Below are 10,931 nucleotides of genomic sequence, written 5' to 3'. Positions count from 1 at the left end.
CACCGCCATCGGGAGCAAGCTCCCTCCCACAGGGAGCCGTGCCAGCTTCGAGGGTCCCACTGGCGAAGCAAGGTGTTATGTCATGCTCCAACTGATCCTCGGTGGCGCCCGTTCCGGCAAAAGCCGTCTTGCCGAAAAGCTCGCCAGCGACAGCGGCTTGCCGGTCACGTACATCGCCACCAGCCAACCTTTGGATGGCGAGATGAACGCGCGCGTTGCCCTGCATCGCCAGCGCCGCCCCGACCATTGGGGCCTTATTGAAGAACCCGTCGAACTGGCGCGTGTACTGCGTGAAAACGCGGCAACCGAGCGCTGCCTGCTGGTGGATTGCCTGACCTTGTGGCTCACCAATCTGCTGATGCTTGAGGATGCGGATCGTCTGGCAGGCGAGCGCGATCAACTGCTGGAAACCCTGGCCGCGCTGCCAGGTGAAATCATTTTTGTCAGCAACGAGACCGGTCTGGGTGTCGTGCCGCTGGGCGAATTGACTCGCCGCTATGTGGATGAAGCCGGTTGGCTGCATCAAGCCTTGGCCGAGCGATGTCAGCGTGTTGTCCTGACCGTCGCCGGCCTGCCCCTGACTTTGAAAGGTACTGCGTTATGACTGACACCTGGTGGCTCAACCCGTGTAAGGCGATCGACACTCAAGCGTACGAACACGCCCTGGCACGCCAACAGCAATTGACCAAACCGGCCGGCTCCCTCGGCCAGTTGGAAGCGCTGGCGGTGCAATTGGCCGGCTTGCAGGGCCAGGTCAAGCCGTCGGTAGATTCGCTGTGGATCGCCATCTTCGCCGGTGACCATGGCGTGGTTGCCGAAGGCGTGTCGGCGTTTCCCCAGGAAGTCACCGGGCAGATGCTGCACAACTTCGTCAGCGGTGGCGCGGCCATCAGCGTCTTGGCGCGGCAGTTGGACGCCCAATTGGAAGTGGTCGACCTGGGCACGGTGACCCCGTCCCTGGACCTGCCCGGTGTGCGTCACCTGAACATCGGCGCGGGCACCGCCAATTTCGTCAACGGCCCGGCCATGACCCAGGCCCAGGGGCAACTCGCCCTGCAAGCTGGTCGCGACAGTGCGCGGCGGGCGTTGGCAGGTGGTGCACAGCTGTTTATCGGCGGCGAGATGGGCATCGGCAACACCACCGCCGCCAGTGCGCTGGCGTGTGCCTTGCTCGACTGCCAGGTCAGTGACCTGACGGGGCCGGGCACCGGCTTGAATGCCCAGGGCGTAAGCCACAAAGTGGCCGTGATCGAACGCGCACTGGCGGTGCATGCCGCTCAGCGCGGTGATGCCTTGCAGACCCTGTTCAATCTGGGCGGCTTCGAGATTGCCGCGCTGGTGGGGGCGTATTTGGCCTGCGCCCAGGAAGGCATCGTGGTGCTGGTGGACGGTTTCATTTGCACCGTCGCCGCGCTGGTCGCCACGCGCCTGAACCCGGCATGCCGTGAGTGGCTGGTGTTCGGCCACCGTGGCGCTGAGCCTGGGCATCGTCATGTGCTGCAACACCTTGACGCGCAGCCGCTGCTGGAACTGGGCCTGCGCCTGGGCGAAGGCAGTGGTGCTGTGTTGGCAGTGCCGTTGTTGCGCCTAGCCTGTGCATTGCACGGGCAGATGGCGACCTTCTCTGAAGCCGCCGTGGCAGACCGCCCGGCATGACCTTGCACCTGGACCTGTTGCGCCACGGCGAAACCGAGCTGGGCGGTGGCCTGCGCGGCAGCCTGGACGACGCACTCACCGCCAACGGCTGGGCGCAGATGCGCGAGGCCGTGGTGGCGCAGGGGCCGTGGGACCGCTTGATCAGTTCGCCGCTGCAACGCTGTGCACGATTCGCCGAAGAGTTGGGTGCCCGGCTCAAGCTGCCGGTGACGCTGGAGAAGGACCTGCAAGAACTGCACTTCGGTGCCTGGGAAGGGCAGAGTGCAGCGGCGTTGATGGAGACCGACGCCGAAGGGCTGGGGCTGTTCTGGGCCGATCCTTATAGCTTTACACCGCCGGAAGGGGAGCCAGTCAGCGACTTTTCCGAGCGGGTTCTAGGCGCTGTCTCACGCTTGTATCAGGCGTATGCCGGTGAACGTGTGTTGTTGATCAGTCACGGCGGCGTGATGCGTCTGTTGCTGGCGCACGCGCGTGGCTTGCCCCGGGAGCAGTTGTTGAATGTCGAAGTCGCTCATGCTGGGTTGTTCAGCCTCCAAGTTGCAGCTGACGGCACGCTGAAGGAAGGAGTTTAGGCATGCTGCCGTTCTGGATCGCCCTGCAATTTCTCAGCAGCCTGCCGATTCGCCTGCCCGGCATGCCGCAGCCTCAGGAGCTGGGGCGTTCGCTGCTGTTTTATCCTGTCGTGGGCCTGTTGTTCGGCGTGCTGTTGTGGGCGCTGAACAGCGTATTGATGGGCGCGCCATTGCTGCTGCATGCCGCACTGTTGCTGACGGCCTGGGTATTGCTCAGTGGCGGCCTGCACCTGGATGGCCTGGCGGACAGCGCCGATGCCTGGCTGGGCGGCTTCGGTGACCGCGAGCGCACGCTCACCATCATGAAGGACCCGCGCAGCGGGCCGATTGCCGTGGTGACGCTTGGCTTGGTGCTGCTGCTCAAATTCACCGCGTTGGTGGCGTTGATCGAACAACACAACGGCGCCGCGCTGATCCTGGCCCCGCTGATCGGCCGGGCATCGATGCTGGCGCTGTTTCTCACCACGCGCTATGTGCGTGCCGGTGGACTGGGCCAGGCATTGTCGGATCATTTACCGAGGATCGTCGGTCAACAGGTGCTGATCCTCAGTGGACTTGCCTGCATCCTGATCGGCGGCTTCAGCGGCGGAGTTGCGGTATTGCTCGCGGCGATCTGTTTTGTGGGGCTGCGCCAACTGATGGTCAATCGCTTGGGCGGTACCACCGGCGACACCGCAGGGGCCTTGCTGGAACTGCTGGAGGTCGTGGTGTTGGTCGGCCTGGCGCTGTAACACTTTCTTGCATTTCCTTAATCGCGGGTATATACACGTTCCATGCTTGCCTCCCAATGTTTGTGCACCAACCTGCGACGTGCCGCCCGTGGCGTCAGCAGGCATTACGACGGCGCTCTCGACGGCTTCGGGATCAACGTCGCCCAGTATTCTTTGCTGTGCAACCTGCAACGACTCGACCAGCCGAGTATTTCCAGCCTGGCGGAAGCCATGGGCCTGGATCGCAGCACCTTGGGCCGCAACCTGCGGGTGCTGGAAGGCGAGGGCCTGGTGCAACTGGTGGAAGGCGACGACCTGCGCAATCGCCTAGTGATGTTGACCCAGGAGGGGGAAGCGCGACTTGCCGCTGCATTACCCGCTTGGGAGGCGGCGCAGCAGAAATTGATCGATCAACTCGGTGCGGAAAAACGCGAAACCTTGTTGGCCTTGCTGGACGAACTCGCTTGAAAGGCAGTTTGTTCGAATACAAGCGGGTATATACCCGCGAGCGGAGAATAAGAAATGACCTCGATGTGGCGCACCAGTGGCTGGATTCTTGTGGGGAGTGCGCTGATCCTGGCGTTGTCGTTGGGCGTGCGTCACGGTTTCGGCCTGTTCCTGGCGCCGATGAGCAGCGAGTTTGGCTGGGGCCGTGAGACTTTCGCCTTTGCCATTGCCTTGCAGAACCTGATCTGGGGCCTGGCGCAGCCCTTCACCGGTGCCCTGGCCGACCGTTTTGGTGCCACCAAAGCGGTGTTTGTCGGCGGTGTTCTTTACGCCGTTGGCCTGGTGTTGATGGGCATGTCCGATTCGGCGTGGTCGTTGTCTCTCAGTGCGGGCTTGCTGATTGGTATCGGCCTGTCCGGCACCTCGTTCTCGGTGATTCTGGGTGTAGTCGGGCGGGCCGTGGCGCCGGAAAAACGCAGCATGGCGATGGGCATCGCGAGTGCTGCCGGTTCGTTCGGTCAGTTCGCCATGGTGCCTGGCACTTTGGGTTTGATCAGCTGGCTGGGCTGGTCGGCGGCACTGCTGGTGCTTGGCCTGATGGTGGCGTTGATTCTGCCGCTGGTCGCCATGCTCAAGGACCGACCATTACCGGCGGTGGCGGGCCAGCAGACCTTGCGTGAAGCCTTGAAGGAAGCCTGCTCCCATTCCGGTTTCTGGCTGTTGGCGTTCGGCTTTTTTGTCTGCGGTTTCCAAGTGGTGTTTATCGGCGTGCATCTGCCGGCTTATCTGGTGGACCAGCACTTGCCGGCCACCGTCGGCACCACGGTGCTGGCACTGATTGGGCTGTTCAATATCTTCGGGACCTACACCGCCGGCTGGCTCGGCGGGCGCATGTCCAAACCGCGCTTGCTCACCGGGTTGTACCTGTTGCGTGCAGTGGTGATCGTGCTGTTTCTGTGGGCGCCGGTCACCGAGATCACGGCCTACCTGTTTGGCATGGCGATGGGCTTCCTGTGGCTATCCACGGTGCCGCTGACCAACGGCACCGTGGCCACGCTGTTTGGTGTGCGAAACCTCTCCATGCTCGGCGGCATCGTGTTCCTGTTCCACCAGCTGGGTTCATTCCTGGGTGGTTGGTTGGGCGGGGTAGTCTATGATCGAACCGGCAACTACGATTTGATCTGGCAGGTGGCGATTCTGTTGAGCCTGCTCGCCGCCGCCCTGAACTGGCCGGTGCGTGAGCGGCCGGTGGCGCGCTTGCAGGCGCAGATGGAGGCGGCATGAGTGTAGCGTTACGCGGTCTGATCCTCTTCGCGGGGCTGATCCTGGTGCTGCTGGCCTGGTGGGGCTGGCAGCATGGCGGGCTGGCGTTGATGCAACTGGGTATGTCGATCTGTTAAGTTCGTGGTTTGACTACTTTCAAGGACACACGACATGCAGATGCGTTGGCTCGCTGTACCCGTCCTGATGGCCATTGGCAGTGCCGCCCTGGCCGCCAGTTGCCCGCCGTTGCTGGAAGGCCAGTTGCCCAAGCTGCGCGCCAAGGAATCCATCGACCTGTGCCAGCGCTTCGCCGGCAAGCCCCTGGTCATCGTCAACACCGCCAGCTTCTGCGGGTTCGCCCCACAGTTCAAAGGTCTTGAAGCGTTGTACCAACGTTACAAGGGCCAAGGTTTGGAAGTGATCGGCGTGCCGTCCGATGACTTCAAGCAGGAAGCCAAGACCGGCGAAGAGACTGCCAAGGTCTGCTACGTGAATTACGGCGTGACCTTCACCATGACCGAGCCGCAGAAGGTCAAGGGGCCGGACGCGGTGCACCTGTTCAAGATCCTGGCGCAGCAGACCGACACGCCGCCGAAGTGGAATTTCTACAAGTACGTGGTGGATCGCCAGGGCAAGGTGATCGCCAATTTCTCCAGTTTGACCAAGCCGGACAATCCGGATTTGATCAAGGCAGTGGAACAGGCGATAGCGTCCAAGCCTTGATCGTCAGCCATTAAAAAGCCCCGCCTCCTTTGCAGGAGAGCGGGGCTTTTTTACACCGGTCTGGATCAGAAGGTGTAGGTCATGCCCAGGCCGAAACCGTTGGCGCTGTTTTCGTACTTGGCGTTGTAGCTGGCTGTCGACGGCGGGTTGGCCTTGTTGTTGACCTTGACGTCTTCTTCCTTCAGGTAGGAATAGGCCAGGTCAATGGTCATGTTATCCATGACTTTGTAGCCCATACCCACACTGAAGATCGTACGGTCACCGGTAGGAATACGTGGCGAACGATCGGCGTTGTTGGTGGGAGACTGGTCGAAGGTCAAGCCGGTACGCAGTACCACTTGCTTGGTCAACTGGTACGAAGTACCCACGGCGTAGGCCCAGGTGTCGTGCCAATCTTGCTTCTCGGTGATCGCTGTCAATTGGCTAGGTGCCAGGCCGCCACCCCCAACGCCAGTTACACCTTCGTTGTTGACGGTGATTTCTTTCAGACGGCTCCAGCGCGTCCAGGTAGCGCCACCGTACAGTTTCCAGGCATCGGTCAGGTCTTGAGTGACCGACAGATCGTAGGATTCTGGCGTTTCGATTTTCAACGAAGCGTCGTAACGGTTGTTGCGCAGGAACGGTTGAGTCTGCGCTGGACCGCTGACGGTGGTATGACCCTCAAGTTTGTAATTGACCTTCGAGTGGTAGGTCAGGCCGACACGGGTGGTATCCGTGGCCTGGACCAGCACGCCGATGTTAAAGCCCAGCGCGGTGTCATCACCCTTGATCTTGACGTTGGTGTCTGCAAAGCGCGGGTCGAGTGTCTTGTCCGATTCCAGCACACCGGAGATCCGGTTGATGGTCGGGCCAAAACCGATGGAGACACGGTCGTTGAATGCATAGCTGACAGTTGGCTGGAAGGTGATGACCTTCACTTCGCTCTTGCTGCCGAAGCCACGGCCCTGGAAGCCGTTTTCATAGTCGGTCACCAGGCCGAACGGTGCGTATACACCGAAGCCGATGGCCCACTGATCGTTTAGTTTGTTGGTGTAAAAACCGAAAGGAACGGCCGTGAACGGAACCATATCGCCTTTGTTGGAGCCGCGGGAATTACCACCTGTGTCGCTGATATCGGTCGAAGCATCAATGGCAGCAACGCCCCCCGTGATCTGTTGACCATTCAGGCGGGACATACCGGCAGGGTTACCGTAAACAGTGCTTGCATCATCGGCAGAAGAAGAGCGACCTGCGAAACCCGTACCCATCCCGCTGACGCTCTGTTCGTTCAGTGCGAAACCGCTTGCGAACAGGTGGGAGGATGCCATGGCAACGGCGAGGCTAAGTGTGGTCTTGAGCATTACTTTTTTCATTATTAGAACTCCGTGGTGATCACCGCTGCGGAAAGTAACAATAAATTTAAGATCGCGCTATAGGCTGTAATACAGGAGATAGAGCGGTTTTGTAGGACAATCCAACCAAAATTCGGTTTTTTTGGCGAATCTTGCAAATTGCCCGGTCAGCAAACCACGTGATTCATGGGTGAAACACAGGTTTGCCAGGCTTGAGTGAAATCGCGCAGCCTTCCTTGTGGATGAAAAATTTCTTTCCAGATACGTGCCATGGCGAGTACATCACCGGGCGGGGGCAGTGCAGGGGTGTGTTGTTCCACCAGGAGCCAGGCGATGGCTGTGGCGTAACGCAGGTTGACCGTCAGCTCAAGTTGCGGTGCGCTGAGGAACGCGTGCTGGCTAGCGAGGCCGCGTACCAGGCTGGCGCGCTCAGGGTCCAGCGCCAGGTAGCTGTCCCACAAGGCACGGTGGCGCGGTTCGGTGATGCTATACAGGCCATGCCCCCGTCGGTCGTGCAAGGCGGAACCGAGTTCCGACTGGCTGGCGGCGATGCCCAGCAGCAGGGACTCGGCCGTCGGGTTATGTCGGCCGAGGTACATCAACGTCGGCTTGATCACATAACGACACAATTCGCTGGCAGCGATACCCATACACGCCTCAATCCGTGAAAGTGGTCGACGAGGCCTGAGAAGATGGGGGCTTGGCAGCAGTGGATCGGATCTCAGGCTCGCCGGAAGCGGATCATGCCGCTTGAGTTGAAGTGTAGTGTCATATTTACGATGTAAAGGACTGTTTTTAAAACATCTTCTTCATTTAGTTATAACGTTTATATCTATTTGAACTTAGTGCAATTGCTCAATCAGTAAATTCCGGGCAATAAAAAACCCTGCTGTTCAAGCAGGGTTTTTGTGTTTCAGCGACTCGGGTCGGTCAGGCAGTCAATGCCTGACGGGTACGCTCGATCACGGCCTGCAGCGGTTCTGCGCTGGAGTATTGATCGGGGTACAGGCGTTCGCTGTGACGAGCGATGCCGTGTTCGTTGACCAGGGTGAAGCTGAAGCAGCCTTTGCGCGCAGCCATGATCAGGCAGTTCATTGGAGCAAAAGCGTTGGTGAGGGTGCGAATGGCATCCTGAGTGTGGATTTGAGCGTTCATATTATGGGTGTTCCTACAAATGACACGGATTAAGAACCGTGCAACGTTAAAACGTTCCAGTAACGTTGATCACCATTGATCAAACGAAGAACCTGACTGGAACAAAGCAGCCAGTTTGAAGCGCTGATAAGTTAGGCGCGCTTGGGCTGGCAGGTAGGTACTTAGGAGGGCAGGCATCACAACAGGGGCAAAGGTTCTGGGCCCGGGGTGAAGATCCTGATCAATTTGCAGGTTGGTTCGGTCAGAGTATGGAAACTTCGCGCACCCTTTGCTTGTTCAAAGGCAGTGTCGTCGCAAGTGATACCTGGAAACCATCGAGGTGGTCGATCCCGTGTTGTGCAGGGGAGTTGTTCGACCAGAATTGACTTTCAGCTTGGTACTAACGCCGCGGATAGTAACTGATTGAAACAGGTAAGGGAAGTATGTTAGCCAAAAAACCTCAATCAGCCGCCCAGCAGGCCTCGATAGACCAGCACAGTGGCTGCTGCTGCCAGCGAGCAACCCAAGCCATAAGCGGCAAGGGTCAAGCGCAGGGACTGGCCGGTCTCGACCACTTTCATCACATCCCCCATATCGTTGATCCGGCCTTCGCCGAGTTCGATGCACAGGCTCACGGCCGTGAACGCCGCCGACAGCAGGATGGCGATGGCGAACAGTGCCCCATCCGGTGAGGGCAACGCTGCATTGATCCCCAATGAAATGGCACAGATGGCCAGGAGCAGCACCGCAAACAACAGAATTCCTTTCATCGACCCCTCCACCGTTGCGCTGTAGGTCGGGGAGTGTGGCGAGCCGGGAAAGATTTGAAAAGTCCCTGTTTTGCCGCGGCGGTAACATCTTTGCAGCAAGTTGCTTCAAAAAACGTCGGCGATATAACCGTCGGATGGGTACTTGTGCACATTAGTTGCGGGAGGTGTAACCGCGCTGTCAACTGCTCTACCGGGCCGCCATTTGCCTGCAATGGAAATTTAAGTCAATGAAAAATCTGGCTTTTTTTTATTGGTGAAAAAATCGTCAGTTTGACTGCGACCCCCATTCCATGGGGCTTTGCGCGAGTTAAAGGGGGGTTGTCCACTGAGTTATCCACAGCTTCTGTGGATTGTCCCGAGCGCTTGCTCTAGAACGGGCGTGCAGAGTTTTTTCAGCTTTACCTGTACGAAAAAAAGAGTAGAGTGGCGCGCCTTCCGATCTGTCCCACAGTGCTTTATGAAGTTTCGCTCAGTATCACCTTCTGTTACCGATACCCCTCAAACTGTTACCGCCCCCAAGCGCTTCTCCTTGAAAGTCGCCTTGTGGCTGCTCGACAGTCCGCGCCTGGGTCACAACACCAACGTCAAACACTTCGCCGGGCGCTTGCTCAAGCAGCCCGCCCGTGAAGGCGTGGTTGCGGCCCAAAGCCGCCTGGGTCAACTGATGTGCCGTGAATGCGGGAATGCCCGCGACCGCCGCATCGGCCACGACCTGTTGCGCCTGGCGGCTCGCGCCGGTGACCGTCGCGCCCAGCGTGAACTGGGCCAAGTCGAAGACTGAGCTGTCCTCAGGCCCTGGGCTCCGCTAACCTTGCTTTTTTTCGGTGATGGCAGACATGTCTATGGTTTTTGACTGGACCAGTATTGCCCTGGGCCTCGCAGGCGCTGCCGTGCCTTTATTGGCGGTGTGCTGGCAGCTTCAGCGGCGACTGACCGCCCGCATGACCGGCTGGGAACTGCTCGAAGAGCGCCTGGCCACTGCGCAACTGGCCCAGGAGGGCCTCGCCGCACAGTTGGATGCCAGCCGCGACGAGATCAGCGATCTGAGCCAGGCGAATGCTGCCAAACAGGCCGACCTGGCGGCCGTACGCCGCGAAGTCGAACTGCTGCAGATCGACCGCGACAATGCCCGCGACGCCGCCCACGCCTGGAACCTCGACCGTAGCGCCAAGGAGACCGAGCTGCGCCGTCTCGATGCTCTGTCAGCGGCCTTGCGCGCCGAACTGCGGGAACAACAGGACAGCCATCAACAGCGCCTCACTGACCTGCAAGGCTCACGGGATGAGCTGCGCGCGCAGTTCGCCGAGCTGGCCGGCAAGATTTTCGATGAGCGCGAACAGCGCTTCGCCGAAACCAGCCAGGAGCGCCTGGGCCAATTGCTTGATCCGTTGAAAGAGCGCATCCAGTCCTTCGAAAAACGCGTGGAAGAAAGCTACCAGAACGAGGCCCGCGAGCGTTTTTCCCTGGCTAAAGAGCTGGAGCGCCTACAGCAACTGAACCTGCGTCTGTCGGACGAAGCCACCAACCTGACCCGTGCTTTGAAGGGCCAGAAAACCCAAGGCAACTGGGGCGAGCTGATTCTTGAGCGGGTGCTGGAGCATGCGGGCCTGGAAAAAGGCCGCGAGTACCAGACTCAAGTCAGCCTCAAGGGCCCGGATGGCGAGCGCTTCCAGCCCGACGTGCTGATCATGTTGCCCGGCGACAAGCAGGTGGTGGTGGACTCCAAGGTCAGCCTCACTGCTTACCAGCAGTACGTGGCGGCGGATGATGAGGTCATCGGCCAGGCGGCCCTGAAGCAACATGTGCTGTCGCTGCGAAACCACGTCAAAGGCTTGGCCGGCAAGGATTACAAACGCCTGGAAGGCCTGCACAGCCTGGATTTCGTGTTGCTGTTCGTGCCTATTGAAGCGGCGTTTTCCGCTGCGTTGCAGGCCGAGCCGAACCTGTTCCAGGAAGCTTTCGACCGCCATATCGTGATCGTCAGCCCGACCACGTTGCTGGCCACCCTGCGGGTGATCGACAGCCTGTGGAAGCAGGAGCGCCAGAGCCAGAATGCCCGGGAAATCGCCGAGCGCGCCGGTTGGCTGTACGACAAGTTCGTGTTGTTTATCCAGGACCTGGATGAAGTGGGTAACCGTTTGCAGCAGTTGGATAAGGCTTACAGTGCGGCGCGTAACAAGCTGACAGATGGACGCGGAAATCTGGTCAGCCGGACTGAGCAATTGAGGTTGCTCGGTGCGCGGGCGAGTAAGAGCCTTCCCGCTGACCTGCTGGAGCGGGCGATGACGGACTCAGATGGCGTGGCCCATCTGCCCGAATAAACGG

13 protein-coding genes are annotated in these 10,931 nt (G+C 59.6%); 9 read left to right on the top strand and 4 right to left on the bottom strand.

From position 1 onward, the window contains the following. The first annotated feature begins 82 nt into the window (after positions 1-82). The 7 genes from cobU (at position 83) to BLR69_RS12965 (ending at position 5,371) form a co-directional block, all read left to right on the top strand. The gene (cobU, locus tag BLR69_RS12995; protein ID WP_071493787.1) at positions 83-604 is read left to right on the top strand and encodes a bifunctional adenosylcobinamide kinase/adenosylcobinamide-phosphate guanylyltransferase; all 522 of its coding nucleotides are present in this window, start codon (positions 83-85) and stop codon (positions 602-604) included. Continuing rightward, a complete protein-coding gene (cobT, locus tag BLR69_RS12990; RefSeq protein WP_071493786.1) occupies positions 601-1,656 on the top strand; it encodes a nicotinate-nucleotide--dimethylbenzimidazole phosphoribosyltransferase in 1,056 nt (351 codons plus the stop codon). The genes cobU and cobT overlap by 4 nt, the downstream gene beginning before the upstream one ends. Beyond that, positions 1,653-2,228 (top strand): alpha-ribazole phosphatase family protein, encoded by a 576-nt coding sequence (cobC, locus tag BLR69_RS12985; protein ID WP_071493785.1) that lies wholly within the window; start codon positions 1,653-1,655, stop codon positions 2,226-2,228. The genes cobT and cobC overlap by 4 nt, the downstream gene beginning before the upstream one ends. 2 nt (positions 2,229-2,230) lie before the next feature. After that, the gene (locus BLR69_RS12980) at positions 2,231-2,959 is read left to right on the top strand and encodes an adenosylcobinamide-GDP ribazoletransferase (protein ID WP_071493784.1); all 729 of its coding nucleotides are present in this window, start codon (positions 2,231-2,233) and stop codon (positions 2,957-2,959) included. Between the two features lie 42 nt (positions 2,960-3,001). Then, positions 3,002-3,406 carry a MarR family winged helix-turn-helix transcriptional regulator gene (locus BLR69_RS12975; protein WP_071493783.1) on the top strand — a complete coding sequence of 135 codons (405 nt, stop codon included), beginning with the start codon at positions 3,002-3,004 and terminating at the stop codon, positions 3,404-3,406. 63 nt (positions 3,407-3,469) lie between these two features. Beyond that, positions 3,470-4,669 (top strand): MFS transporter, encoded by a 1,200-nt coding sequence (locus tag BLR69_RS12970; RefSeq protein ID WP_166794314.1) that lies wholly within the window; start codon positions 3,470-3,472, stop codon positions 4,667-4,669. A 150-nt stretch (positions 4,670-4,819) separates the two neighbouring features. Further along, positions 4,820-5,371: a glutathione peroxidase gene (locus BLR69_RS12965; protein WP_071493781.1), complete on the top strand. Its 552-nt coding sequence runs from the start codon at positions 4,820-4,822 to the stop codon at positions 5,369-5,371. Positions 5,372-5,436: 65 nt separating this feature from the next. Here BLR69_RS12965 and BLR69_RS12960 read toward each other — a convergent pair whose 3' ends face one another. The 4 genes from BLR69_RS12960 to BLR69_RS12940 form a co-directional block, all read right to left on the bottom strand. Beyond that, positions 5,437-6,723, bottom strand: a complete 1,287-nt coding sequence (locus BLR69_RS12960) for an OmpP1/FadL family transporter (protein WP_071493780.1) — start codon at positions 6,721-6,723, stop codon at positions 5,437-5,439. A 146-nt stretch (positions 6,724-6,869) separates the two neighbouring features. Next, the gene (locus BLR69_RS12955; RefSeq protein ID WP_071493779.1) at positions 6,870-7,352 is read right to left on the bottom strand and encodes a hypothetical protein; all 483 of its coding nucleotides are present in this window, start codon (positions 7,350-7,352) and stop codon (positions 6,870-6,872) included. Between the two features lie 280 nt (positions 7,353-7,632). Then, the gene (locus tag BLR69_RS12950; RefSeq protein WP_005790139.1) at positions 7,633-7,857 is read right to left on the bottom strand and encodes a hypothetical protein; all 225 of its coding nucleotides are present in this window, start codon (positions 7,855-7,857) and stop codon (positions 7,633-7,635) included. Between the two features lie 443 nt (positions 7,858-8,300). Then, positions 8,301-8,606 (bottom strand): hypothetical protein, encoded by a 306-nt coding sequence (locus BLR69_RS12940; RefSeq protein WP_058424938.1) that lies wholly within the window; start codon positions 8,604-8,606, stop codon positions 8,301-8,303. Positions 8,607-9,063: 457 nt separating this feature from the next. Between BLR69_RS12940 and BLR69_RS12935 the strand changes: the two genes are divergently transcribed. Both BLR69_RS12935 and rmuC read left to right on the top strand, forming a co-directional pair. Continuing rightward, positions 9,064-9,387 (top strand): SEL1-like repeat protein, encoded by a 324-nt coding sequence (locus BLR69_RS12935; RefSeq protein ID WP_025855837.1) that lies wholly within the window; start codon positions 9,064-9,066, stop codon positions 9,385-9,387. Positions 9,388-9,562: 175 nt separating this feature from the next. Beyond that, a complete protein-coding gene (gene rmuC / locus BLR69_RS12930) occupies positions 9,563-10,927 on the top strand; it encodes a DNA recombination protein RmuC (RefSeq protein WP_166794315.1) in 1,365 nt (454 codons plus the stop codon). The last annotated feature ends 4 nt before the right edge of the window (positions 10,928-10,931 follow it).

This window comes from Pseudomonas azotoformans (assembly GCF_900103345.1).
In the GTDB taxonomy this organism is placed as follows: Bacteria; Pseudomonadota; Gammaproteobacteria; order Pseudomonadales; family Pseudomonadaceae; genus Aquipseudomonas; species Aquipseudomonas azotoformans.
This window is presented reverse-complemented; position numbering and strand designations above follow the sequence as displayed.